27 protein-coding genes are annotated in these 26,041 nt (G+C 42.1%); 21 read left to right on the top strand and 6 right to left on the bottom strand.

What is annotated here, in order from left to right; translation table 11 throughout:
• The first annotated feature begins 234 nt into the window (after window positions 1-234).
• From argC to I6N95_RS13045, 6 genes are all read left to right on the top strand, one after another.
• The gene (gene argC / locus I6N95_RS13070) at window positions 235-1,266 is read left to right on the top strand and encodes an N-acetyl-gamma-glutamyl-phosphate reductase (RefSeq protein WP_209528662.1); all 1,032 of its coding nucleotides are present in this window, start codon (window positions 235-237) and stop codon (window positions 1,264-1,266) included.
• 49 nt (window positions 1,267-1,315) lie between these two features.
• Window positions 1,316-2,512 carry a bifunctional ornithine acetyltransferase/N-acetylglutamate synthase gene (argJ, locus tag I6N95_RS13065; protein WP_209528660.1) on the top strand — a complete coding sequence of 399 codons (1,197 nt, stop codon included), beginning with the start codon at window positions 1,316-1,318 and terminating at the stop codon, window positions 2,510-2,512.
• Window positions 2,513-2,532: 20 nt separating this feature from the next.
• Entirely contained in the window at window positions 2,533-3,288 is a 756-nt protein-coding gene (gene argB / locus I6N95_RS13060; RefSeq protein ID WP_209528658.1) for an acetylglutamate kinase, read from the top strand.
• Window positions 3,285-4,427: an acetylornithine transaminase gene (argD, locus tag I6N95_RS13055; protein WP_209528656.1), complete on the top strand. Its 1,143-nt coding sequence runs from the start codon at window positions 3,285-3,287 to the stop codon at window positions 4,425-4,427. The genes argB and argD overlap by 4 nt, the downstream gene beginning before the upstream one ends.
• Window positions 4,420-5,385: an ornithine carbamoyltransferase gene (gene argF / locus I6N95_RS13050; protein WP_245249489.1), complete on the top strand. Its 966-nt coding sequence runs from the start codon at window positions 4,420-4,422 to the stop codon at window positions 5,383-5,385. Before argD ends, argF begins: the two co-directional genes overlap by 8 nt.
• A gap of 82 nt (window positions 5,386-5,467) precedes the next feature.
• Window positions 5,468-6,115, top strand: a complete 648-nt coding sequence (locus tag I6N95_RS13045) for a restriction endonuclease (protein ID WP_209528654.1) — start codon at window positions 5,468-5,470, stop codon at window positions 6,113-6,115.
• Between the two features lie 179 nt (window positions 6,116-6,294).
• Here I6N95_RS13045 and I6N95_RS13040 read toward each other — a convergent pair whose 3' ends face one another.
• The 5 genes from I6N95_RS13040 to I6N95_RS13020 form a co-directional block, all read right to left on the bottom strand.
• Entirely contained in the window at window positions 6,295-7,335 is a 1,041-nt protein-coding gene (locus I6N95_RS13040) for a hypothetical protein (RefSeq protein ID WP_209528652.1), read from the bottom strand.
• A gap of 1 nt (window position 7,336) precedes the next feature.
• On the bottom strand, window positions 7,337-7,672 hold the full coding sequence (locus tag I6N95_RS13035; RefSeq protein ID WP_209528650.1) for a PadR family transcriptional regulator: 336 nt from the start codon (window positions 7,670-7,672) through the stop codon (window positions 7,337-7,339).
• A gap of 117 nt (window positions 7,673-7,789) precedes the next feature.
• Window positions 7,790-9,691, bottom strand: a complete 1,902-nt coding sequence (locus I6N95_RS13030; RefSeq protein ID WP_209528648.1) for a PTS fructose transporter subunit IIABC — start codon at window positions 9,689-9,691, stop codon at window positions 7,790-7,792.
• A gap of 11 nt (window positions 9,692-9,702) precedes the next feature.
• A complete protein-coding gene (gene pfkB / locus I6N95_RS13025; RefSeq protein WP_209528646.1) occupies window positions 9,703-10,617 on the bottom strand; it encodes a 1-phosphofructokinase in 915 nt (304 codons plus the stop codon).
• Complete coding sequence (locus tag I6N95_RS13020) at window positions 10,614-11,366, bottom strand: DeoR/GlpR family DNA-binding transcription regulator (RefSeq protein WP_209528645.1); 753 nt, start codon at window positions 11,364-11,366, stop codon at window positions 10,614-10,616. The genes pfkB and I6N95_RS13020 overlap by 4 nt, the downstream gene beginning before the upstream one ends.
• 277 nt (window positions 11,367-11,643) lie before the next feature.
• On the opposite strand from I6N95_RS13020, the gene fabT reads away from it, so the two are divergent.
• From fabT to I6N95_RS12960, 12 genes are all read left to right on the top strand, one after another.
• A complete protein-coding gene (fabT, locus tag I6N95_RS13015) occupies window positions 11,644-12,084 on the top strand; it encodes a fatty acid biosynthesis transcriptional regulator FabT (RefSeq protein ID WP_209528643.1) in 441 nt (146 codons plus the stop codon).
• Window positions 12,085-12,111: 27 nt separating this feature from the next.
• Window positions 12,112-13,092 carry a beta-ketoacyl-ACP synthase III gene (locus I6N95_RS13010; protein ID WP_209528641.1) on the top strand — a complete coding sequence of 327 codons (981 nt, stop codon included), beginning with the start codon at window positions 12,112-12,114 and terminating at the stop codon, window positions 13,090-13,092.
• 55 nt (window positions 13,093-13,147) lie between these two features.
• Entirely contained in the window at window positions 13,148-13,381 is a 234-nt protein-coding gene (locus I6N95_RS13005) for an acyl carrier protein (RefSeq protein WP_209528639.1), read from the top strand.
• Between the two features lie 291 nt (window positions 13,382-13,672).
• Entirely contained in the window at window positions 13,673-14,638 is a 966-nt protein-coding gene (gene fabK / locus I6N95_RS13000) for an enoyl-[acyl-carrier-protein] reductase FabK (protein WP_209528637.1), read from the top strand.
• 43 nt (window positions 14,639-14,681) lie between these two features.
• A complete protein-coding gene (gene fabD / locus I6N95_RS12995) occupies window positions 14,682-15,614 on the top strand; it encodes an ACP S-malonyltransferase (protein WP_209528635.1) in 933 nt (310 codons plus the stop codon).
• A 29-nt stretch (window positions 15,615-15,643) separates the two neighbouring features.
• Entirely contained in the window at window positions 15,644-16,378 is a 735-nt protein-coding gene (gene fabG / locus I6N95_RS12990; RefSeq protein WP_209528632.1) for a 3-oxoacyl-[acyl-carrier-protein] reductase, read from the top strand.
• 30 nt (window positions 16,379-16,408) lie between these two features.
• Window positions 16,409-17,647, top strand: a complete 1,239-nt coding sequence (gene fabF / locus I6N95_RS12985; RefSeq protein ID WP_209528630.1) for a beta-ketoacyl-ACP synthase II — start codon at window positions 16,409-16,411, stop codon at window positions 17,645-17,647.
• Window positions 17,648-17,650: 3 nt separating this feature from the next.
• On the top strand, window positions 17,651-18,109 hold the full coding sequence (gene accB, locus I6N95_RS12980; RefSeq protein WP_209528628.1) for an acetyl-CoA carboxylase biotin carboxyl carrier protein: 459 nt from the start codon (window positions 17,651-17,653) through the stop codon (window positions 18,107-18,109).
• 45 nt (window positions 18,110-18,154) lie between these two features.
• The gene (fabZ, locus tag I6N95_RS12975) at window positions 18,155-18,583 is read left to right on the top strand and encodes a 3-hydroxyacyl-ACP dehydratase FabZ (RefSeq protein ID WP_209528625.1); all 429 of its coding nucleotides are present in this window, start codon (window positions 18,155-18,157) and stop codon (window positions 18,581-18,583) included.
• A 3-nt stretch (window positions 18,584-18,586) separates the two neighbouring features.
• On the top strand, window positions 18,587-19,957 hold the full coding sequence (locus I6N95_RS12970; protein WP_209528623.1) for an acetyl-CoA carboxylase biotin carboxylase subunit: 1,371 nt from the start codon (window positions 18,587-18,589) through the stop codon (window positions 19,955-19,957).
• A gap of 272 nt (window positions 19,958-20,229) precedes the next feature.
• Entirely contained in the window at window positions 20,230-21,114 is an 885-nt protein-coding gene (accD, locus tag I6N95_RS12965) for an acetyl-CoA carboxylase, carboxyltransferase subunit beta (protein WP_209528621.1), read from the top strand.
• Complete coding sequence (locus I6N95_RS12960) at window positions 21,101-21,901, top strand: acetyl-CoA carboxylase carboxyl transferase subunit alpha (RefSeq protein ID WP_209528619.1); 801 nt, start codon at window positions 21,101-21,103, stop codon at window positions 21,899-21,901. Before accD ends, I6N95_RS12960 begins: the two co-directional genes overlap by 14 nt.
• A gap of 73 nt (window positions 21,902-21,974) precedes the next feature.
• On the opposite strand, the gene I6N95_RS12955 is transcribed toward I6N95_RS12960, so the two are convergent.
• Window positions 21,975-22,505 carry a GNAT family N-acetyltransferase gene (locus tag I6N95_RS12955; protein ID WP_209528618.1) on the bottom strand — a complete coding sequence of 177 codons (531 nt, stop codon included), beginning with the start codon at window positions 22,503-22,505 and terminating at the stop codon, window positions 21,975-21,977.
• Between the two features lie 305 nt (window positions 22,506-22,810).
• Between I6N95_RS12955 and I6N95_RS12950 the strand changes: the two genes are divergently transcribed.
• The 3 genes from I6N95_RS12950 (at window position 22,811) to I6N95_RS12940 (ending at window position 26,011) form a co-directional block, all read left to right on the top strand.
• Entirely contained in the window at window positions 22,811-24,193 is a 1,383-nt protein-coding gene (locus tag I6N95_RS12950; RefSeq protein ID WP_209528615.1) for an extracellular solute-binding protein, read from the top strand.
• Between the two features lie 129 nt (window positions 24,194-24,322).
• Window positions 24,323-25,195 (top strand): carbohydrate ABC transporter permease, encoded by an 873-nt coding sequence (locus I6N95_RS12945; protein WP_245249487.1) that lies wholly within the window; start codon window positions 24,323-24,325, stop codon window positions 25,193-25,195.
• A complete protein-coding gene (locus I6N95_RS12940; RefSeq protein ID WP_209528613.1) occupies window positions 25,196-26,011 on the top strand; it encodes a carbohydrate ABC transporter permease in 816 nt (271 codons plus the stop codon).
• The last annotated feature ends 30 nt before the right edge of the window (window positions 26,012-26,041 follow it).

Raw genomic sequence — 26,041 nt, 5'->3', positions numbered from 1 at the left:
TTTACGAAAAGAAGGGTCGAATTGAAAGATATTGGATTTAAATGAAATTATTGTCAAAGGATTTAATCGCATGCCAAAAGTGTTGAACAGCGCTAGTATGTTGCATGTTTTATCAACATATTTTAATAATTATACATTTTCAGCGTCTTGAAAGTTAAAAATATTCAATATTATCACTTGACATGCATAAAAATTAACTTTATAATTCTTTTAATACATCGTTGGAGGTGCCAAATGAAAGTAGCAATCATTGGGGTGACCGGTTATAGCGGTTTAGAGTTAATCCGTTTGCTGAGTCAACATCCTGAAGTAATTATTCAATCGCTTCATAGTCAATCAATGGTTCATCATAAGATTTCAGATATATACCCTCACTTACAAAATTGCTGTGAGTTAATGATAAAAGAAATTGAACCTGCCACCATCATGGAAGAAACCGATTTGGTTTTTCTAGCGACACCTTCGGGCGTGTCAGCAACTTTGGCTCAACCTTTTATTGAAGCTGATTTTCCTTTAATTGATTTATCAGGAGATTTTCGCCTAAAGACTGAAGGCTCTTATGAAAAGTGGTATGGTAAAGAAGCTGCGCCAATTGACAGTATTCTTAAAGCGGAATACGGGCTAGGAGAAGAGCGTCAAAATTCACAAGCCAACTTTATTGCTAATCCAGGCTGTTATGCGACTGGCGCATTACTGTCGTTAGCACCCTTAGTTAAAGCGAAAATGATCCAGCCAGATTCAATTATCATTGATGGAAAATCTGGCCTTTCAGGTGCCGGAAAGGTACCTTCGACCAGTAGTCACGCAGTTTCTGTTATGGGGAATATGACGGTTTATAAAATGAATCAACACCAGCATACACCAGAAATTTTACAACAATTGCAACAGTGGAATGCTAATATTGAGGCCATTCAGTTTACGACATCTTTGATACCGGTGACGCGGGGGATTTTATTGACGATTTATGCCAAGGTAAATGAAGAATTGACAGAAGAGGCCTTGGTTGAGCTTTACACCAGTTATTACCGAGAGAAAGCTTTTGTTCGTGTCCAACCTGTCGGTGTTTACCCTGACTTGAAGCAAGTTCAAGGCTCTAATTATTGTGACATCGGCTTAGCGTATAATTCTGAGACGAGACTGATTACCTTGGTTTGTACACTGGATAATTTAGTCAAAGGAGCGGCTGGTCAAGCTGTTCAAAACTTAAATATTATGTGTGGTTTTCCTGAGGAGCTAGGGTTGATAAATAGTCCAGTTTTTCCATAATGAAAAAAAAAGAAGGGGCTGTCCTGAGACAGTCGAAGGAGACGATCGGATGAACATTATTGAAGGCACAATTGCCAGCCCAAAAGGCTATTATGCAGATGGTTTGCATTGTGGGATTCGCAAAGAAAAGAAGGATTTAGGTTGGATTGTGTCAACAGTGCCAGCTCAAGCAGCGGCTGTTTACACATTAAATCACGTTAAAGCCGCGCCGATTTTGGTCACAAAAGAAGCCTTATTAGCTAATTCAGAGTTACAGGCAGTCATTGTTAATTCAGGGATTGCTAATGCGTGTACTGGCAAACAAGGGCTGGCCGCTGCTTATGAGACCCAGCAGTTAATTGCAGCTAAGCTTGGCATCAAGTCTAATCAGGTGGCCGTGGCTTCGACAGGGGTGATTGGCAAACAATTATCGATGACAGAAGTCAAACAGGGAATTGTTCAGTTGAGTCAAGACAACCAGACGCCAGCGGCTTTTCATGAAGCGATTCTGACCACAGACACAGGGACCAAAGAAGTCGTTGTGACAGCAGAAATCGGTGGACAGCTAGTAACCATGGCTGGTGTTGCCAAAGGATCGGGCATGATTCATCCGAATATGGCCACGATGTTATCCTTTATTACAACAGATGCCAAGATTGATGCGGCGTTATTGTCAGAGTTATTGAAGGAAACCGTCGACAATACTTATAATCAAATTACAGTTGATGGCGACACATCAACTAATGATATGGTCCTGGTGATGGCCAATGGTTGTGCTGATAATCAGGAAATCATCGTCAATACTGAGGACTACCTTTTATTTAAGAAATTATTCCATTTTGTGGCCGAGGTTTTAGCTAAAAAAGTTGCGCAAGATGGTGAAGGGGCAACCAAGTTAATTGAAGTGCAAGTGCAACATGGCCAGACGAAAGAGGCTGCCAGATTAATTGCCAAAAAAATTGTTGGCTCCTCCTTAGTTAAATCTGCCATGTTTGGTGAAGATCCCAATTGGGGCCGCATCATTTGTGCCGCCGGTTATGCCGGACCGGAATTAGAGGCTGGAGATGTCGATATCTTTTTAGGTAGTGAGCAAGTCTTGAAAAATGGTGAGCCTCAGGAGTATGATGCCGCTAAGGTTCAAGAAGTCTTGGAAAAAGAAAGTATTTTAATCGTTGTCGATTTAAAACAAGGTGAAGCGACAGGCGTCGCTTGGGGTTGTGATTTGACGTATAAGTATGTGGAAATTAACGCCTGTTATCATACGTAAGAGAAAGTAGGAGAAAAGCAATGACAGAAACAATTGTAGTGAAATTAGGTGGTGTTGCCAGCGACAATTTGCAGCCGACGTTTTTTGAGAAAATTCGCCAATGGCAACTAGCTGGAAAACGTGTCGTGATTGTTCACGGTGGTGGGCATTATATCAACACGATGCTTGAACGACTGGATGTGGTTAGTACCTTTCATAACGGCATGCGAGTGACGACGAAAGAAACCTTGGATATTGTTAAGATGGTCTTAATCGGTCAGGTGCAACCAACGATTACCAGTATTTTTCAAGAAGCTGGCTTTGCGGCTGTCGGTTTAAATGCCATGGATGATCGCTTGTTAACCGCTCATTCATTGAAAGAGACCAGCTTAGGCTATGTCGGCGAAGTTGTCTCAGTCAACACTGATTTTCTAACACAATTGTTGAATAATCAACAAATTCCTGTCATTGCTCCCTTAGGTATTACCGATGATAGCCAGTGGTTAAATGTTAATGCCGATCAAACAGCCTGTGCGATTGCACAATCGTTGCAAGCTGATCAACTTTATTTATTAACCGATGTTCCAGGGATTAAGACTGAAGCAGGACTTTTGGAGACAGTCAAATTGGCAGAAGTTGCTGATTTAAAAGCGACTGGTGTGATTAAGGGCGGGATGTTGCCGAAGTTAAACAGTGCTGTAACAGCTGTTATCGCAGGGGTGAAACAAGTGCACATTACCAATCAAATCAATCAGGCAGGTACCGTGATACATCATTCGGAGGTGTTGGTTTCATGAGTTACTTATTACCTAATTATCAGCGAGCAAATCGGGAATTTGTTAGTGGCGCTGGCGGCTATCTGATTGATAGTGAAGGTCAGCAGTATTTGGATTTTTCTAGTGGCATTGGCGTGGCAAATCTTGGGTATGATCATCCAAGGGTTAAGGCTGCTGTGACTGGTCAGTTGGAAAAGCTTTGGCACACCCCTAATTTATATCAAAATAGCTTACAAGAACAAGTAGCAGCCCAATTAATCGGCGAAAAAAACTATCAAGCATTTTTCTGTAACAGTGGGACCGAAGCCAACGAAGCGGCGTTAAAACTAATTCGGAAAGCATCTGGTAAAGCTAAAATCATCACCTTTATCGATTCCTTCCACGGTCGGACTTTTGGCAGCATGTCTGCGACTGGTCAAGCTAAGATTCACGGTGGTTTTGGTGCGATCGTCCCTGGTTTTGTCTATCTTCCTTACAATGATTTAGAGGTTTTTGAAGCGGCCCTTGACGAAGCCGTTGGTGGTGTTTTGCTGGAATTAATTCAAGGAGAAGGCGGTGTTCTGCCTGCCGACCCAGAGTGGGTAAAAGCTGTTCAAAGGAGTTGTCAGGAAAAAGGCATTTTACTAGCCGTTGATGAAGTCCAAACCGGGATGGGGCGAACAGGCACCCTTTATTTATCGGAGCAATATGAACTGATGCCAGATATTATCACGTTGGCTAAAGGGTTGGGAAATGGTTTACCAGTTGGAGCTATGTTAGCGAAAAAAGAGTTGGCCATAGACTTTGGTCCAGGCACTCACGGTTCAACTTTTGGCGGAAATTTAGTGGCAATGTCTGCCGCGTCTGCCGTCTTAGGTCAATTGAATGAATCGGATTTTTTAACTTGCGTCAAGCGCAAGGGAGATGTTCTAAAAGCTTTATTGGAAGAAGAGCTATTGCCCTTAGCAACGGTTGTCGATGTCCGCGGGATCGGATTTATGATCGGCGTTGAAGTGACACTGCCGCCAAGCGAGGTGGTAGAGACCATGGCTCAAGCTGGAGTGGTGGCCTTAACAGCTGGCCATAATGTGGTCCGGTTGTTACCGCCTTTGACTCTAACAGTGGAACAATTAAAAACAGGTGTGGCAGTTTTAAAAGAAAGTCTTGCAAAATATGAATGATAAAGAAGAGATGGTGGAAATGATGGGAAACAATTTAGCCGGGAAAAGTATTTTAACCTTGGAAGAGCTGATGAAAACGGATGTGATTGAACTAGTTAAATTAGCGATTGACATGAAGAAAGACCCTAAAAAATACCAGGAAAGTTTATCTGGTAAGATCTTAGCCATGGTATTTGAAAAAGCTTCAACTCGGACGAGAATGTCTTTTGAAGCGGGAATCGTCCAATTAGGCGGTGATGCCATTGTAATGAATACAGGGGATTCACAAATGGGGCGTGGGGAGCCCATTAAGGATACCGCCAAAGTTATGTCAAGTTATGTAGATGGGATTATGATTCGGACATTTGAGGATAGCAAGGTAGAAGAGTTAGCGGCTGAAGCCAGTGTTCCGGTCATTAATGGGTTGACCGATGACCATCATCCTTGTCAAGTATTAGCCGATTTAATGACTATTTATGAGCATTACGGTAAATTTGAAGGCCTAAAACTAGCCTATGTAGGCGATGGTAATAATATGGCTCATTCATTGATGATCGGTGGAGCCATTGTCGGCATGGATGTGGCAGTGGCCAGTCCAGTTGGTTATCAACCGAAAGAGGAGTACGTAACAATCGCACAAGGATTAGCCAGTGAAAGTGGCGCTAAGATTGAAAGTCTGGTTGAGCCAAAAGAAGCTGTTAAAGAGGCGGATATCGTTTATACCGATGTTTGGGCTAGCATGGGATGGGAAGAAGAGAACAACAAACGGCTAGCCGTTTTTGGTGAGCATTATCAAGTTAATGAGGAGTTGGTTTCAGCGGCTCAGGCAGATTATAAGTTTTTACACTGTTTACCGGCTCATCGTGGCGAAGAAGTCACTGCCGACATTATTGACGGCACTCATTCCGTTGTTTACCAAGAAGCTGAAAATCGTCTTCATGCTCAAAAAGCCCTGATGTTGCGAGTGATGGGGGATTAGTCACAAAATTAGTGACTCCTAGACAATTATGCTGAATTGAGCTACAATTTAGATGAATTTAGTATTATTGGGGAGGGATATTGTGGGGAACCTAATGCGAAATAGTCGAATTGGTTTGTCTATTTTTTTTATTGTCGTTGGCGTGTTCGGCGCATTTTCAAATGATGAGTCTTCAGTTTTAATCATTGTATTGACAATGTTAACCTGTTTTGGTATCGCGTATGCTTTTTTGCCAAAAGATTTGAAAGAAACGTTAAAAAGCCGAGTCATTAAAGGGTATCGGCCCGTAGCACCACGAGAAATGCCTCCGATAGAGGTTCGAGAAGTGCCGGTGAAAGTAGTGGAAGCTGTCGGTAGTCTCAGTAATCAAGATCGCTCGCCAGAATTAGCACAGTGGGATCAGTTATGTGATCTGGAATTTAAGACTCAGTTAGTTGATTTTTTAATTGAAAGTGGCTATGAACAAGTTGAATTAAAGAAGAATGACGCTATTTTTGGGATAAAGAATGGAGAACAGTACTTATTTGGTTGCCAAAGCAGTAACCAGACAGTAGCTGTTAGTGTTGTTCATGACGTAATTGCCAAAAGTCGAGACTTTGAGTCAATCAAACTAGTGGCAGTCACTAATGACTATTTTTCTGATGAAGCCATTGATTTTGCGAAGGAAACTGATGTCACATTGTGGAATCGTGACACCTTAACTAAATTAATCATGTTTTACCGAAAATAATAAAGAGGCTGGGACAATAGTCCCAGCCTCCGATACTTTTACGAACATTGTGCGATAGACGCGCTCCAAAAGTCTGCTCTCTCGGCAATTTCTCAAAACCCGAGCAATCGAAACGGCCGATTGTTCGGGTTCTTCGAGATTGCTCGGAGCAAAACGACTTTATGTCCCAGCTTGTTTTATTATATTTTTGTCATTTGAGCCTCTTTTCTAAAATACTGATAGAGGGCATTTCCACATTCAGCTATAGCAACAATTCCAATAATTGAGCAGACAATCACTAATATGAAATGGGTCTCGCCACTGGCAATATAATGGAGGACATCCATTTTGGCCCAGGTCTGGTCTTTTAGGAAGTCTGTAAATTCGTAACTGAAAAGATCCGGTTGTAGTAGCAAAATAATCCATAAACTAGCAGAAATCAAGCTTTCAAAGAGCGTCCATTGAAGAACCCGCTTCGTCCAGCGTCGGTCTTTTAGTTTAATGGCATTAACTAAGACTGACATTAGGATACCAATAATCAGAACAGGAACTAGTTTCCAGATGAAGGTCGGGCTAAAGAGTGGGATTGACGCGACCCCATTTTTCTCGGTGATAAAGACAATGGGTAACAGATCAAAAGCTTCTAGTAGTAGCATTCCAGAAAAAAATAACGTTAGAGCCATTTCAACAATCGCGTCAGAGATCGCTATTTTTTTTCCGTGATGTAATTGTGGCAAATCTTCCAAGCGCCACTCTTTCTTATTGTTGTTGGCATCAAATGCGTGATATCGCTCAGCGATGACAAAGCCGATAGTTGTCCATAACAAGGCTTGAAATGCGGCTGAAATCCCCAGTGAGAGCCCTGTGCCAATGCCATTTTGCAGAACGCCTTGCACAAAAGATATTGCAGAAGCGCTTTTTTGACTACCTTCAACGCCTCCAATGATCCCACCGATAATAGCGACAACCACACCAACGGTTGGCACTAAATATTTGAGAACTTGGATGTAGTCGTGATAGACACGAGGGGAGATCAAATATTTTGGCTCTTGACGGTATTCTTCAGCCAAAACGGCAGGTGGTCCCATTTCAAGTAGGACTTCTTTGATTTCATCTTCGCTAGGATTATCTGAAAGCATGTCGTAAATATTACTGGTTAATTCTTGCTCTACTTCAAAACGTTCCTTCTCTGGTAAGCGGTTGATGACTCCTTGAACATAGCGCGCAACCCAATCATTCATCTTAATCCTCCTCAAATATTGTCATAATACTTCTCTGCATTACCAACCATTCATCTCGTAGTGCCTTTGTCACGTGTTTGCCAGTCTCATTGATCAAATAGTATTTTCGCGGACGGCTTTCAGTCGTATCCCAGTCGCTAGTCAACAGACCTTGCTTTTCTAAGCGCCTTAACAATGGGTAAAGTGTGTTAGCTTCGATGGGAATATTTTTGTCTTGCAGTTCCTGAAGTAAACCGTAACCATAGAAGGGTTTGCTTAAGCAACCGAGGACGGCTAGGACAAGGCTGCCCCGCCTGAGTTCAGTCAGATAACTTTGAACGATATCTTTTTCTGACATAGGATCACCTCTTTCTTTTATTATACTGTATGTCACACACTATAGTCAATATTATAATATTATTGTTGAGAAATGTAAGCAAAAAAAACAACGACCGCAGTCGTTGTTTAAGTCGGCTTATTGAGCGACAGGTTTGCGCATAGCACCTAAAATAAGGGCACTAACGAATGAGCCAAGGATAATGAAGGCAATATACAAGAGTGGTTTATTAACTAATAAAATAACGAAGATCCCACCATGAGGCGCCATTACTTTAATGGCTAAACTGCTGACGAGACCACCAGCTAGAGCTGAACCGACAATAAAGCCAGGCAGTGTTCTAAGAGGGTCAGCGGCTGCAAAAGGAATTGCCCCTTCGGTAATGAAAGAAGCCCCCATGACTAAGTTAGTTAGACCAGCTTCTTGATCTTTTTTCGAAAATTTAGTTTTGAATAACAATGTGGCAATAAAAATTGCAAGAGGAGGGACCATCCCACCAGCCATGACAGCAGCCATCACAGTGCTGCCACCCGTTGCGACAGTTGCCGCTAACGTACCAGTACCAAAGACGTAAGCTGCCTTGTTAATCGGACCACCTAAGTCAACGGCCATCATGCCACCCAAAAGCGCACCTAACAGTGCAGCGTTGACGCCCGACAAGTTGTTTAAGAAATTATTCAAACCAGTGTTAATAGCTTCCATCGGAATGTTCACTACCAGCATTAAGAGCCCCGTAATCAGCACCCCTAGGAATGGGTAAAATAAAATCGTGCGAATCCCTGCTAAGGATTTAGGTAAGTTAGCAAATAGTTTCTTCAAGAAAATCATCACGTAACCAGCCAAGAAACCACCAAGTAAAGCCCCCAGGAAGCCAGCACCGCCAGAAGCTGCCAAAGCACCAGCAACGAAACCAGCCACTAATCCAGGACGATCAGCAATACTAGAGGCGATGTAACCAGCTAAGATTGGCAGCATAAAGCCAAAAGCCGCACCACCGATTGATTTTAAGTAAGCAGGAAATTGATTGTAGCTTCCCAATAATTCCAATTTATCTTGAGGAACACCCATGGCCTGATCAATCATAAAGGCTAAAGCGATCACAATCCCGCCACCGATTACAAAAGGCAACATATTGCTGACACCATTCATCAAGTGTTTGTAAATTTGTGACCCAATGGAACCGCTACTGGATTCTTCTGTCTCCTCTGCTTTGTTTGTGTGGAAGGTCGGCGCTTGATCTGTCAAGACTAAATTGATTAATTCCTCTGTTTTCTTAATGCCATCACTAACGGGGCGATTAAGTAACGGTTTGCCATTGAAGCGGGCCATCTCAACATTTTTATCGGCCGCTACGATAACACCTTTAGCCTCAGCAATTTCACTAGGGGTTAAGCGATGTTTAACCCCATCAGAGCCATTTGTCTCTACACGAATTCTAACGCCCATTTCCGCTGCTTTAGCCTTTAAGGCGTCTTCTGCCATATAAGTGTGAGCAATTCCCGTTGGGCAAGCTGTTACGGCCACAATCAGCGGTTGGTCAGCCGGAGCCACCGTTTGTGTTTCCACCACTTCCGCTGCTTCTCTTTCTTTTTCCGCTTGGGCGACTAATTGTTGAACCTCGTCAGGGCTATTGGCTTCTTTTAACTGAGCCACAAATTCTGGCTTAATCAGTAATCGAGAGAGAGCCGCTAAAGCTTGTAGATGAGTGTTATTGGCGCCCTCTGGAGCAGCAATCATAAAGAAGAGGTGAGTGGGCTGGCCGTCTAATGACTGATAATCCAAGCCAGCTTTACTTTTAGCAAATAAAACAGTTGCTTCTTTGACTGCTGCGTTTTTTGCGTGGGGCATGGCAATGCCATCGCCTAACCCAGTCGTTGTTTGAGCTTCGCGAGCCAAAATGCCAGCTTTGAAGATCTCCTTATCGGAAATTCGTCCTTCAGCAAACAATTTGTCGACCATTTCAGTAATTGCCGCTTCTTTGTCTGTGGCTTGTAAGTCTAAAATCATGACATTTTTTAATAATAAGTCGTTAATATTCATGTGATTTCCTCCTATTTGAGCTTTTTAAGGGTTATTTGATCCAGTAAATCAGTAATGGCAGCAGCTGTTGCTAAATCTGCTGAAAAAGCAGTCGCACTGCCACAAGCGACACCATAGCGAAATGCTAATTCAAGATCGGGTGTCGCCGAAAGCTGACTAACAAATCCAGCAATCATTGAGTCGCCAGCCCCAACAGAATTAATCAACGTGCCTTTTAAAGGGGCCGCCTGATAAACAGCATCACCTGAGAACAACAAGGCTCCGTCACCACCAAGGGAGACGATCACGTGCTGAGCCCCCTTTTCCAAAAGCAGTTGGCCATATGGCAAGATGTCTTCGATGGAAGAAAAGGAGGTGGCAAATAGTTCAGCCAACTCGTGATGATTGGGTTTCACAAGCAAAGGCTGAGCCTCTAAGGTTTCAAGCAGACTTGAACCCGTTGTGTCAATCATAAAATGAGCTCCCTTAGCTGTGATTAACTCAATCAATTGTGAATAAAAATCCCTCGGTAAAGAAGGGGGAATACTACCAGATAAAATAACGATATCCTGAGAGCTGACAGCAGCTAGACGACTTTTTAAGTCAGCGATTTCAGCAAGGGATAAAGTGGGTCCTTGACCGTTGACTTCGGTTTCTTCTTGAGCTTTTAATTTAATGTTGATCCGTGTGTCGTCGGAGATCGTTGTGAAATCCGTTAAGATTCCTTCTTGTTCAAGGGAACTGCGAATGAAGTCTCCAGTAAAGCCACCTAAAAATCCCAGAGCCGCATTTTTTTTACCAAGACGTTGTAAAATTCGTGAGACGTTAATGCCTTTGCCTCCAGGGAATTTGTAGTCCTGGGCAATTCGGTTTAACTGTCCTAATTCAAGCGTCTCTAATTGAACGATATAATCGATGGACGGGTTAAGTGTGACGGTATAAATCATTTAATAACCTCCTTGATAGTGGTAAGTGATTCAAAGTGTTGCCGGATATCTTTGGATAACTGGTTGGTGATAATAGTGGCTTCATCTAAAGCCGCCACTTTTGAAAATGAGACTTTATTAAACTTAGAATCGTCTGCCAGTATATAGACTTGTTCAGCTTGTCCAAGAGCCACTGCTTTCATGGTGGCTTCCTCGGAGTCAGGTGTGGTAAGGCCATGTTTCGGGTGAATGCCGTTAATGCCCATAAAGGCTTTATCAAAGCGGAATAATTGCAATTGTTGCAAGCTGAAAGCACTGACCACGGCTTTGGTTGTCAATTTAATATTGCCACCAATAATCATCGTTGGGATTTTTAAATCGGTTAAGGCCGTAGCGTGATATACCGAGTTGGTGATCACATTAATGTCCTTTTGCTTTAAAAAAGGAATCATTTCGTATGTGGATGTTCCTGCGTCCAAATAAACGAAATCACCATCATGAATAAAGCTTGTGGCATATTCAGCGATTAATTGTTTCTCATGAACGTTTTTTGATGATTTTTCTAACATGTCAGGTTCATAGTCAAGTTTGACAATCCGCTTGGCACCGCCGTGGATTCGCTTCAATAAACCCTCGGCTTCCATCTCCTGTAAATCTCGTCTAATCGTGGATTCAGATGAGTCTAACAACTTCATTAGTTCTTGAGATTTCACGATCTCATGGCTCTTCAACAACTCCATAATTAACTTCCGTCGTTCTTCTGTAAGCATTATCATCAGCTCCTCACCATGATAATACCATCATTCTTTTATAAAAACAACTAAAAACGGTCATAATCATTAAAAAACATTTAAAAAGGTGAAGAAATGAGAAAAATATTAGGAAGTAACGGAGGGCGATAATTCGTTTATATATAGAAGACAAAAGTAGGTCTTAGAAAGTTCACACTTTTTTCATAAAAAAAAGTTGCAATTTTTCAGTGTACGTAATATACTTTGAACATCAAATGATTTGATAATCAAACTAATTTCGATTGAGGAGATATCCATGGATTCCAATTTAGAAAAAGTTAATGCTTATCTTGTAACTGTCTTTAATGATATTCTAACGATCGAAGAGTCCGAACTTAGGAAAAGTCAATTTGACGATATTTCAATTAAAGAGATGCACACGATTGAAGCAATTGGCTTACACAAAGAACGAACATCAAGTGAAGTAGCAAAATCATTATCGGTAACCGTGGGAACGTTGACGGTGGCGATTAACAACCTTGAAAAAAAAGGGTATGTTGAACGTGTCCGCAGTGATGCAGACCGCCGCGTAGTCAGATTGAAATTAACTAACCGTGGCCGACTTTTTTATCGGGTTCATCAATTATTTCATAAGAAGATGGTTGAGGCAGCCTTAGGTGATATGAACGAAGACGAGAAAAAAGCGTTGATTAGAGGTTTGAGAAATTTACATGGATTTTTAAAACAACAGTACTAATTGTTGAATAAAGAAGCGAGGGTCTAAATGAAACATAACGCTCGGATTACGCAGACAGCTAAGTATCTACCAGATAGAGTTGTCACTAACGATGACTTGGCTGAATTTATGGAGACTAGCGATGAGTGGATTTATTCACGCACAGGCATTAAACAACGTTACGTCGTCACAACTGAGAACACCTCAGATCTATGTGGTAATGTGGCACTTGAGTTATTGAAAAAAAGCAATTATTCCGCCACAGACCTTGATTTTATTATTGTGGCAACGATGACGCCGGACTATTCAACGCCTTCAACGGCTTGCTTGGTTCAAGCGAAAATAGGGGCAACGAACGCCCTGTGTTTTGATGTAAGTGCTGCTTGCTCGGGGTTTGTTTATGCCTTGGCAACGGCAGAAAAATTTATTAAAAGTGGGACTTATCAAAAAGGATTAGTGATTGGCGGAGAAGCCATGTCAAAAATGCTTGATTGGTCGGACCGACGGACAGCTGTCCTCTTCGGAGATGGCGCAGCCGGCGTATTACTAGAAGCCAGTGATGAGCCTCAATATATTGGGGAATACCTACAGGCAGACGGCGAACGAGGGATGTCCCTAACCGGTGGCGAGATGGCTAATGACAGTCAGTTCTTCACTGAAGAACATCAGGTCCAACGTTTCCTCACAATGGATGGTCGTAAAATTTTCGACTTCTCCTTGCGAAATGTGTCAAAAAATATCACAGATACGGTGGCTCGTCATGACCTTGACTTAGCCGACATTGATTTTTTCCTGCCTCATCAGGCAAATATTAAAATCATTGACGCCATAGCCAAACGGACGAAAATCCCGCGTGACAAATTTTTAAGCAACATTCAGTATTACGGCAATACCTCAGCAGCATCTGTTGCTTTGTTATTACACGATTCAATTGAGAATGGCACGATTGCCCTAGGCAGTCGCAAAAAAGTAGTATTAACCGGTTTTGGCGGTGGATTAACATGGGGCAGTATCCTGTTATCCCTGTAAAAAATCGTTGATAATAAAAATAAAAAAAATAGTAACTTATTGGAGGAATATAAACATGGCAGCATTTGAGAAAATTCAAGAAATCATCGTAGATCAATTAGGTAAAGAAGAAGAAGAAGTACAATTAACCACGAACTTCCGTGAAGAATTAGAAGCAGATAGCTTAGACTTATTCCAAATCATCAACGACATCGAAGACGAATTCGACGTGAAAATCGAAACAGACGAAGGCCTTAACACAGTTAAAGACCTAGTTGACTTCGTAGAAAAACAACTAGCTGAGAAATAAAGGTGTGAGGGCTGGCGCTTTGGGGCGAGCAATCTCAGGCGAATAAGCGACATCGGAAGTGTCGATGAAGCGAATTTGCAGAAATTGCCGAGCCCCAGCCAGACTAAACCCGTAAAAAGGTGTGAGGGCGGGCGTTATTCTCGCTCATGAGTAAAGACGATAACAATAAAAAAGTAGCTCAAAAAGCCTGTGCTTTGACGGCTACTTTTTTCTAGATATGGAGTTGTGGCATATCGTATTCTGTGTTTAGCTTTAGCCAAGGCTTAAAGCTTTTCCATTTAGGAGAAACCAATGAATCAATCAAAAATATGTGAGATGCTTGGCATCGAATATCCAATTTTTCAAGGCGCGATGGCTTGGGTCGCTGAGGCAAACTTAGCCAGCGCTGTTTCTAATGCAGGTGGTTTAGGCATTATTGCTTCAGGACATGCGCCGAAAGAAGTGGTCAAAGAACAAATTGACCGCGCTAAAAGTCAGACGGATCGTCCCTTTGGCGTTAATATTATGTTGATGTCTCCTCATGTAGAAGACATTGTCGACTTAGTTTGCCAAGAGGGTGTCAAAGTGATTACCACAGGCGCAGGTTCTCCTGGAAAATACATGAAAAAATTTAAAGAAGCGGGCATTATTGTGATTCCCGTTGTGGCGTCAGTCGCACTGGCTCGCCGCATGGAAAACGATGGGGCAGATGCCATTGTGGTGGAAGGAATGGAAGGCGGCGGTCATATTGGCAAGTCGACGACCATGGCCTTAGTTCCCCAAGTGGTGGATGCGGTCAGCATCCCCGTGATTGCGGCTGGAGGCATCGGTGACGGCAGAGGTATGGCAGCGGCGTTAATGCTAGGTGTTGAAGCTGTTCAGTTAGGCACACGCTTCCTGGTATCGCAAGAGTCAACCATTCATGAGAACTTTAAAGGAGCCGTCCTAAAAGCCAAAGATATTGATACGACAATCACTGGTTTAGCTACAGGTCATCCAGTTCGGGGGTTACGCAACAAATTAACGCGTGAATATGAAAAAGTAGAACGCTATGAAGCCGGTCAGGAAACGCCTAATTGGGAGCGTTTGGAAGAAATGGGACGAGGCGCGTTAAAACGTGCCGTCGTCGATGGTGATGTTAAAAATAGCTCGATGATGTCAGGACAAATTGCTGGACTCGTCACTAAAAAAGATCAAACCTGTCAGGAAATCATTGAAGAATTAGTCAGTGAGTGCCATGACGTTATTAATAAAAATCAACAACGTTGGGCTAAATAAGACAGCTTACGTTAGTCTAACGGATAAAACAGGAGGGCAACCGATGAAAGTAGCGTTTGTCTATAGTGGTCAAGGTGCTCAGTATGTGGGCATGGGTCAGGAATTGTACGATAACTATCCAACCTATCGCCAAGTCTTTGATGAAGCCAGTGAGGTATTAGGCTTCGATATGGCGGCATTATGTTTTAATGAAGACACAGCATTAAATGAAACGGAATACACCCAGCCGGCTATTTTAACCATGAGTGTGGCATTATCAGCCGTTCTGAAAGAACTGGGCTATAAACCTGATATGGTGGCGGGGCTTAGCTTAGGTGAATACAGTGCCTTAGTTGAGAGTGGTGCCTTGAGTTTCAAAGAAGCAGTGGCTTTGGTAAAAAAACGTGGGAAATTTATGACAGAAGCGGTTCCCCAAGGTGTTGGCGCCATGTCAGCAGTTATGGGCTTAAGCCGTCAAGAAGTTGAAACAGCCTGTGAAAAAGCCAGCAGTAAAGGCTTGGTCATTGCGGCTAATTACAACATGCCTACGCAAATCGCTATTGCCGGCGAAGTTGAAGCCGTGGCTTATGCTGAGGAATTATTAACAGAGATGGGGGCTAGACGGGTTATTCGTTTAAATGTCAGCGGTCCATTTCATACGAAGTTATTGGAACCAGCAGCTGAGAAATTGGCGGAGGAATTAAAAAACGTTAGAATAAACCAGATGGAAATTCCCGTGGTAACCAATGTCACAGGGCAAGTTATCAGTTCAGAAGAAGCCATTATCCCAACCTTAGTCAAACAAGTCATGTCACCGGTTTATTGGCAGGATTGTGTGGAAACTCTGATTGCTGAAGGGGTTGATACCTTTATCGAAGTAGGGCCAGGCAAGGCATTGACTGGTTTTATTAAAAAGATCGATAAAACAGTGACCGTTCAGAATGTTGAAAATTTAAAAACCTTAGAAAAAGTCACCGCAATTTTAAGTGCTGACTAAGAGAAACAGTTTAAATAGGAGGTAAGACCTTGCTTAAAGATAAAACAGTTGTTGTAACAGGAAGTTCTCGCGGCATTGGCCGCGCCATCGCTTTACGGTTCGCCGCAGCAGGGGCAAATATTGTCTTAAATGGACGCAAAGAAGCAGATCAAGCATTAATTGCTGAAATCGAAGGATTTGGGGTGAAAGCCCATTTTGTGGCAGCGGATGTTCAACATCATGAAGAGGCGCAAAAACTAATTAACGAAGCAAAAGCAACCTTTGGGAGTGTCGATGTTCTAATTAATAACGCCGGCATCACCAACGATAAATTAGTGATGCGAATGAGTCAGGAAGATTTTAGTAATGTTCTAAATGTTAATTTAACTGGCACTTTTAATACCATTCAAACCGTTTCTAGCATCATGTTAAAACAAAAAAGTGGCACGATCATTAACTTGTCAAGCGTGGTCGGTTTAACGGGTAATGCCGGACAAGCTAACTATGCCGCCAGTAAAGCCGGGGTTATAGGCTTGACCAAATCAGTGGCTCGTGAACTGGCTTCCCGCGGCATCACCTGTAATGCCATTGCCCCAGGCTATATCGACACAGAAATGACCGATGTCCTAAGTGATAAAGTTAAAGAGGCTGCCAAAGGTCAGATTCCTTTGAAACGCTTTGGTTCGGTTGAAGACGTGGCTGAGGCCGCTGTTTTTCTAGCAACGAATCGCTACATCACAGGCCAAGTCCTCAATGTTGATGGTGGCATGGTAATGAACGGGTAAAAAACAAGAATTTGAACGGAGGAAATTAAGATGAATCGAGTCGTTATTACTGGTTTAGGAGCTGTTACACCTGTTGGGAACACAGCTGAAGACTTCTGGCAAAGTATCAAAGCTGGAAAAAGCGGCATTGCGCCGATCACCAGATTTGATGCAAGTGAAACGGGAATTACCGTCGCCGCTGAAGTAAAAGATTTTGATCCGACTCTTTATATGGATAAAAAAGCGACCAAACGAATGGATTTATATTCTGTTTATGGCGTTGCCGCGGCAGTTCAAGCGATGGAAGACAGTCAGCTAGATGTAGAAACGATTAATCCCAATCGTTTTGGTGTCATTGTCAGCTCAGGAATTGGCGGCATGAATACCATTCAAGATCAAGTCATTAAAATGCATGACAAAGGGCCTAAACGGGTAGCACCATTTTTCGTGCCAATGGCAATCGGTAATATGGCTGCTGGAAATATCTCGATTAAAGTTGGTGCTAAAGGAATTTGTACGTCAATCGTCACAGCCTGTGCTTCAGGAACAAACGCCATTGGTGAAGCCTTCCGCAACATCAAACACGGTTATTCTGATGTGATTTTAGCAGGGGGAGCCGAAGCGACGGTTTGTGAAATCGGTATTGCTGGTTTTGCAGCTTTGACGGCTTTGTCACCAGCTACAGATCCTACAAAAGCGTCAATTCCCTTTGATAAAGACCGCAGTGGTTTTGTGATGGGTGAAGGTGGTGGCGTCTTGATGCTAGAAGAACTGGAACACGCTTTGGCACGTGGCGCTAAAATCTACGGCGAAGTAGTTGGTTACGGTTCTAATAGTGACTCTTATCATATTACTAGCCCTAATCCTGATGGCTCAGGCGCTGGCATTTGTATGGAAATGGCCATGGAAGAAGCGGGGATTACCCCAGCTGATATCGATTATATCAACGCTCATGGAACAAGTACTCCACCAAATGATGGCGCGGAAACAACGGCGATTAAATACGCGTTAGGGGAAGCGGCTTACAATGTGCCGATTTCAAGTTCTAAGAGTATGACTGGTCATTTATTAGGAGCTGCTGGTGCAATTGAAGCCATGGTCTGTCTAGGGGCTTTAAGAGATAACTTTGTACCGCCAACTGTCGGGTTAGTCACACCTGAAGAAGGCTGTGACTTGGATTATGTGCCACAAGTTGGCCGTGATCACGAAGTGAAATACGCCTTAAGTAACTCACTGGGTTTTGGCGGACACAACGCTGTTTGTGCCTTCAAGAAATGGGAGGGGCAATAGTCAATGGAGTTTGCTGATCTAAAAGAATTGTTAGTTCAATTTGATGAAAGTACTATTCGCGAATTTGATTTAAATAAAGGGGATTTCCACTTGTATTTAAGTAAAAATGAGCAACGTGTTAGTGCTCAACCCCTTCCCGTGGCAGTCGGTCAAACACCTGCAGTGGAAACAGCTGAAGTCATTTCGGCACCTGTTCAACCAGCAGATGTGGCAGTGGCAGTAGAAGCGGGTCAAACAGTTGATTCACCTTTAGTCGGTGTCGCTTATTTAAGCGGTGCACCGGGGGAGGCAGCCTTTAAACAGGTTGGTGACAAGGTGGCGATTGGCGATACCTTGTGTATCGTGGAAGCCATGAAAATTATGAATGAAATCAACAGCGACGTGGCTGGAACAGTCACTGAAATATTAATTCAAAATGAAGACGTGGTGGAGTACGGCCAAGCTTTATTTCGCATTGTCTAGATAAGAAAAATAAGTCCCACGCTTTTAAAATTAGGAGGAATATCAATGCAACTTAATGTACAAGAAATTATGGAAATTATCCCAAATCGTTACCCAATCATGATGGTAGACAAAGTCATCGAATTAGAGCCAGGAAAACGCGTTGTTGCCATTAAAAACGTGACATACAATGAACACTTTTTCCCAGGTCACTTCCCAGGTGAGCCAGTTATGCCCGGGGTTCTGATTTTAGAAGCACTTGCTCAAACAGGTTCGATTCCATTATTGAAAAGCCCTGATTTTGAAGGTAAGACAGGTTACTTAGGCGGTATCGATAAAGTGAAATTCCGTCAAAAAGTAGTACCTGGTGATGTTTTGCGCATGGAAATGGATATAATTAAACAAAAAGGCAATATTGGCGTTGGTAAAGCTGCCGCTTATGTTGAAGATAAAAAAGTCTGCGAGGCTTTGATGACATTTATCATCGGAGCGTAGCCTATGTTTACGAAAGTCTTAATCGCCAATCGAGGCGAAATCGCTGTGCGGATCATCCGTGCCTGTCGTGAGTTAGGAATTCGAACCGTGGCTGTCTATTCAGAAGCAGACCGCAATGCCTTGCATGCGGAACTGGCTGACGAAGCCATTTGCATCGGCCCTGCTAAAGCGACAGAATCTTATTTAAATATGCAACAAATTTTAAGCGCGGCAATCGTGACGGGAGCTGAGGCCATTCATCCTGGTTTTGGTTTCCTAGCTGAAAACAGCACCTTTGCCACCATGTGTGAGGAATGCCAGATTAAATTTATTGGTCCCGACGCCAAAACCATTGATGAAATGGGCAATAAAGTCAACGCCCGAGCCTTGATGATTGAGGCGGGGGTTCCGGTGATTCCCGGCAGTGACGGTGAAGTTAGCACCGTTGATGAAGCTGTGGTGATTGCTGAAAAAATCGGTTTTCCCATCATGCTAAAAGCCTCAGCTGGCGGTGGCGGCAAAGGGATTCGCAAGATTACCGAGGCCAAAGAGTTACCAAGCCAGTTTAAAGCTGCTCAACAAGAGGCGTTAGCCGCTTTTGGTGATGGTCAAATGTACATTGAAAAAATTGTTTACCCAGCCCGTCACATTGAAGTGCAAATCCTTGGCGATAGCTTTGGTCATGTGATACATTTAGGTGAGCGTGATTGCTCGCTACAGCGTAATAACCAAAAAGTGATGGAAGAATCACCTTCAGTGGCCCTAACGGCTGAAAAGCGTCAAGCGATTGGCGAAGCGGGAATTAAAGCCGCTAAAGCTGTCAATTATGAAAATGCTGGGACGATTGAATTCTTAATGGATTTAAGTGGTGATTTCTATTTTATGGAAATGAACACGCGGATTCAAGTAGAACATCCGGTGACGGAAATGGTCACTGGCATCGATATCGTCAAAGCACAGCTGAAAATTGCGGCAGGGCAACCTTTAGAAATCAAGCAAGAGGACGTTAAAATGACGGGGCATGCCATTGAATGTCGGATTAATGCTGAGAATCCCGCTTTTAATTTCGCCCCATCACCAGGGACAATTACCAACTTGCTGTTACCAGCAGGGGGGATGGGCTTAAGAGTAGACAGTGCCATGTACAATGGTTATACTATTCCGCCTTTTTATGATTCAATGATTGCGAAAATCATCGTTCATGGTGAAAACCGGGTAGAAGCGCTGGTTAAAATGCAACGGGCCTTAGCTGAACTAGTGACAGACGGGGTTGTCACCAATCAAGATTTTCAAATTGATTTGATTTCTCATTCGCGAGTTGTGGCGGGAGAATACGACACGAGTTTTTTACAGGAAACATTTTTACCAGAATGGTTACCAACCGTTGAAAAATAGTGCTTAAGATGAAAAGCTTGTTTAAGTTAGCCTAACTTAGCGAGCTTTTCATTAAGATTTTTATCTTAGAATAAGCTATATAGTTCCTAATAAATAATCCAATGGAACTATATGTCTGATTATTTAACATGATGTATATAGTTTGTTAATAGACGCCAAACTATTCAAAAAATTAGTAGGAATTATTGTTATTAAAACAAAGACTTGTTTGTTGAGCAGTTCTTTTGCTCGTCAGATTTTTTAGTCAAACGCTTTTCAATCAGGAGGTTCGTATGGGCTTATTTAAAAAGAAAAAATACATTCGCATCAATCCTAATCGCGAAACGGTTAAAGAGGCGGACATTAAAAAGCCCGTTGTTCCAGACGATATGTGGCAGAAATGTCCCAGCTGTAAAAAATCCATTTATGCTAAAAATTTAGGTGTTAACAAGGTCTGCCCTAACTGTAGCTATGGTTTTCGAATTGGCTCCAAGGAGCGCATCGAAGCGTTAGTTGATGAAGGGACATTTGTGGAATGGGACACGGATGTTGAAACCGAAGATCCGATTAATTTTCCTAACTATCTGGACAAAGTCAAGGCAACTCAAGAAAAAACTGATTTGCATGAAGCGGTAAAAACCGGTTTAGGGCAAATTGGTGGCCGTGATGTGGTGATTGGAATAATGGACAGTCAATTTATAATGGGAAGTATGGGAACCGTTGTTGGCGAGAAAGTCACTCGTGCTTTTGAAAAAGCCACTGAGCGCCATTTGCCAATCATCATGTTAACTGCTTCAGGTGGTGCGCGCATGCAAGAAGGTATTATGTCCTTGATGCAAATGGCCAAAATATCAGCCGCAGTTAAACGACACAGCAACGCGGGACTTTTGTATATTGCCGTTTTAACAGACCCGACAACTGGCGGTGTAACAGCTAGTTTCGCTATGGAAGGTGATATTATTTTAGCGGAACCGCAAGCGCAAATTGGTTTTGCTGGCCGTCGGGTGATTGAGCAAACGATTAAGCAAAAGTTACCAGATGAATTTCAAAAGGCAGAGTTTTTGCTCGCCCATGGTTTTATTGATAAAATAGTGCCTCGGGAAGAATTAGCCACCACGTTATCATATCTGTTAGAGATTCATCAAGTTAAAGGCGGTGACGGAAATGTCAGAAACTAATTCAAAGCGATCTGCTAATGAGATTTTAGCCCTTGCTAGGAATCCGAAACGTTATACCCCGCTAGAGTATCTGGAGACCGTTTTTGATCAATTTATGGAATTTCACGGTGATCGTTATTTTGCCGATGACCAAGCAGTTATTGGCGGGATTGCCTATCTTGATGGCATAGCTGTTACTGTTATTGGGATTCAAAAAGGCCGTGATTTAAAAGAAAATATTGAGCGTAATTTTGGCTCTCCAAATCCAGAAGGTTACCGTAAAGCCCTTCGTTTGATGAAGCAAGCTGAAAAGTTTCAGCGGCCTGTTATTACCTTCGTTAATACACCAGGAGCCTTTTGTGGCCCAGAGGCAGAAGAACGTGGTGAAGGCGAAGCGATTGCTCGAAATTTAATGGAAATGAGCGACTTAAAAGTGCCAATTATTTCTGTTTTCACAGGTGAAGGTGGCAGTGGTGGCGCGATTGCCTTAGGTGTTGCCGATGAAGTCTGGATGTTAGAGCACAGTATTTATTCAATTTTATCACCAGAAGGCTTCGCGTCGATTTTATGGAAAGACAGTAGTCGAGCCTCAGAAGCTGCTGAAATTATGAAGATAACGGCCTATGATTTAAAGGAGTTGGCGATCTGTGAACGGATTATTCCGGAAACAAAAGATGGTCAATTATTAGATCAAACGATTATTAATCGCGACTTGGAAAAGGCCTTAGCCAAGAAAATTCGCGAACTTCAATCTTTGCCCTTAGAGGAATTATTGGAGAAACGGTACCAACGATTTAGAAAATATTAAGTCAAAAAGCCCAGCTCATCTAAATTGACGAGTTGGGCTTTTTTATTGAGGTGTTCTCGAAAACCTTTAAATATTACTGAGTTTTCAAGTTCAGTGGAGAGTTGTTCAAGACTGCATCCCAATTGTAGTCGAAAGACTGAAAGCCCATGCTTTCATAAAGACTTATGGCAGGTAAATTGTTATTGGAAGCCACTAGATAAACTGTTGTGTATTGAAGGCTTTTAAGGCTGGCAATGAGCTTGTTTAACAGCTCTTTGCCTAAAGATTGGCGCTGAAAATTAGGGTGAGTCACAATGTAAGTTATCAGCGGAACATTCTTAAAGAGGGAACAGGTAATGGCTGCGATAGGCATATCATCGTGGGTAACAACAAAGGAAGCATCGTTGATAAATGGGCCATATTTATTAAGGGAAAAGGCCCTGATTTCCTCACACCATTCTTCTAATGTTTCCTGTTCGTCATCAACGGTGCCTGCAAATGATTCGCTAAACAGGGAGGCTAAATCAGTTATCTTGACTGAGGTAATATCTTGAAATTGTCGATCTGCTGGTTTATAAGTGCCAGCTACTAAGTCTAGCTTCATTATTCTTTTAGAGGGAGTCATTATAGGCGGCCATCCTTTCATAATTGAACTTCATTAAACTAGTATAACATGAATTTTCTCTCGTAAGATTGTCTTATTATAACTTATCGTTTAGAAAAACTCACCACGATCAATGAGCATCAGGTAAGTAGGGATAAAAAGTGCTAGTTACTCTTGTTTAGGAGAACAAGTTTGACTGTACGCGATTTCATTTATGGGGAATATTGTAATAAAAAAACAAGAAAGCGTTGACAAGAATTAAGTTTAACGTTAAACTGTATTTGTAAGTTGAAGTTTAACGTTAAACTAAAAAGGAGGAACACCCTATGAAAAAGAAGTTGTTAGCTGTATTAATGTCTGTCTTAGTAGTTGGAGGATTGGCAGCCTGTTCATCTGGAGGGGCAAAAAAATCTGAGGGAACCACTGATACAAAAGAGGACAAAGGGATGGAGGTTATTGGTGACGCAGTTAAATTTGACCCGAATAAATTGGTTAATGACGGGAAACCGATTAATATTCAGTATTGGACATGGAATGAAGGGGACCCAGCAATTGCCATGGCAAAAGAGTATGAAAAAATGTACCCTAACGTTAAGATCAAAGTGGTTAACCATCCGTGGGAAGATTACTGGACCAAATTACCGTTAGCTTTAAAAGGGAAAGATGGCCCAGCGGTCTTTAATATTCATAATTCACAACACGATATTTTATCTCCTTATCTTGCTCCATACGATTTAGCTGTGGCTGATTTACAGGCGGACTTTACTTCTGTGGATCCTCATATTGTTGATGGAAAAGTTTATTATATTGACAGCATGATTAATACCGGCAATATCTATTACAATAAAGCTCTTTGGAAAGAAGCAGGGTTAACCGAGGCTGATATTCCTGAGACGTGGGCTGAATTTAGAGACGTAGCCAAGAAATTAACTAAAAAAGATGGAGACAAGATCAGTCAAGCGGGCTTTAACTGGAATGGTGAAACATACAGCGCTCTGTATCAAGGACTGAATTATCAAAAGGGAGAAAGACTCTTTACCGAAGATGGTAAAACCGTTAATTTTGACAACGCTTCAACAAAAGAAAATCTGCAGTTTTTAATTGACCTTTATGAAAAAGATCAAGTAGGGTCAAAAGATTTTGGTGCTGAATCTAGCCAAAGTTTTGGCAATGGTCAAAGTGGGATGGTTTACAAATGGGGATGGTTCTTAAACGAATTAAACACTAATTATCCCGATATTGATTACGGTGTTTTCCCAACACCAACACCGACAACCGAAGTTCCGATGGCTTACGATCGTTATAATGGCGAAAGTACTCCTGGCATAAACAAAAACCAAACAGCGGAGCAACAAGCGGTGGCTCAGGATTTCTTAAATTATTGTTTGGCTAACGATGAGTATTCTAAGACTGGGGCCTTGGCTTTAGCGTCGTTCCCAACTAAAAAATCACTGGCTGAGGACGCCGATATTTTAGCTAATCCTGTTCTTGGTGCGATTGCTCCACGAGTTGAGCGCTTAATTTGGCCTGGACCATTCCCAGCAACTGTGGAATCTACAGGGACTCAAACGATGGAAGATGTTCTGTTTAACGGAAAAGATTTGGCAGCATCTGTTAAAGAGGGACAAGCGAAAATGGAAAAAGAAATGAAAAATTCAGACTTCACTTCCGTTGAATCCAGTTATCAATTTATCGACGAAGCTAAATAATTCCTTTTGCTAAAGTTGTTCCAGAGATGGGCAACTTTAGCTATTAAATCCGATATATTGAAGTCGCTAACGAGAGTAGTTGTGGTTAAACCAGATACAATAAGTAGAAAAATGAAAGAGGTGAGCTTTATGCAAATCAAAAGGACAGGTAGTTGGTTTAACTTGAGAAATGTCACAGTGCTGTTGTTAATCATTTATTTTTCAATTTTCCTTGTTTATCCGATCTACAAAGCCTTTGCCGGTAGTTTGCATGATTGGAATCCTTTAATCGATAAATACGAGTTTATTGGGTTAGACAATTTTAAAAATGTGTTAACTAGTAGTGCTTTTTGGCAGTCGATGAAAAACACCTTTGTATTTGCTTTCTTTTCAGTTGTTTTCCGTTTGATAATCGGCTTGGGCTTAGCCATGTTACTATCTTCAAAATTAACTAGATTCAAAACGTTTTTTCAAGGTCTGTTTTATATGCCAACCATTACACCATTAGTTGCCGTTTCCTTTGTGTGGATGTGGATGTTTGATCCTCAATTTGGCTTAATCAACAAGGTCTTTAACTTGGATATCAATTGGCTAAAAGATAGTTCTTGGGCTTTACCAGCCATTATCATTATGACAATTTGGAAAGATTTCGGATATGCCACCGTTATTTTTCTTGGTGGTATTATGGGTCTGCCCGAGGAGGTATTTGAAGCGGCTGATATTGACGGTGCGACTGGCTGGCAAAAGTTTGTCAAAGTGACACTGCCTTTGTTAAAGCCAACGACGTTATTTGTAGTGATCACGTCACTGATTACTTACTTACAAGCTTATATTCAAATATTGATTATGACTGAGGGGGGGCCAGGCACGTCAACCTATGTTATTTCCTATTTGATTTTTGACGAAGCGTTCGTCAAGTATAATTTTGGCGCGGCATCTGCCATGGCTATTATCTTGTTTGTGATTATTGGTATACTGACAGTTCTGATGTTCAAAGTAACTGGGGAAAGGAAGGTGAAGTAGATGAAGCGGACGAAGTCAATTGTATTGACTGTGATGTTGTTGGCCTTAGCATTTGTGACCATTGTGCCATTTATTTGGATGTTGCTTTCGTCTTTTGCACCGAATAGTGACATTGTCAAAATTGGCGGGTCGCTGTTTCCCATGCCAACGACATTCAGTAATTACACCAGTGTGCAAGAAAAATTTAATTTTATGCGCATGTTTTTAAACAGCTTGTTTATTTCCGTTTTATCAACGACGATTATCATCTACACGAGTGCGCTAGTGGGCTTCGTTTTTGCCAAATTTGATTTTAAAGGGAAAAATGTGTTGTTCGGCGTCGTTTTAAGTACTATGATGTTGCCGTGGGCAGTGACAATTATTCCAAAATATGAGATGATGGTGGACTTTGGCTGGCTTGATTCTTATAAAGCCTTGATTATTCCCTCGATGGTCAGTGGGTTTGGGATTTTTATGTTTCGCCAAGGAATCAGTCAAATATCAGATGAAATGTTAGAAGCTGCACGGGTAGATGGGGCGAGTGATTTTTACATTTTTCATCGCATTATTTTGCCGATGTCAACGAATACGATTTCTAGTTTGGCCATTTTCCAGTTTCTTTGGAGCTGGGAAGATTTCCTCTGGCCATACTTGATGATTAACGATGAAAACAAACAACTGTTGTCAGTGGGGCTACGCATGTTTAACGGGCAATACGGGACAGACTATGGTGGCTTATTCGCTGCTACTTCCATTTCGATTATTCCTGTCATTATTATCTACCTCGTTTTCCAAAAACGATTTATCGCTGGCGTTGCGAGCGGCTCTGTAAAATAAGTAGGAAGCCTTTAAAAATACTGTTATAAT

This window comes from Vagococcus allomyrinae (genome assembly GCF_017829975.1).
Taxonomy (GTDB): Bacteria; Bacillota; Bacilli; order Lactobacillales; family Vagococcaceae; genus Vagococcus_D; species Vagococcus_D allomyrinae.
The sequence above is the reverse complement of the archived record's forward strand: the minus strand, read 5'-3'. Positions and strand labels throughout refer to the sequence as shown.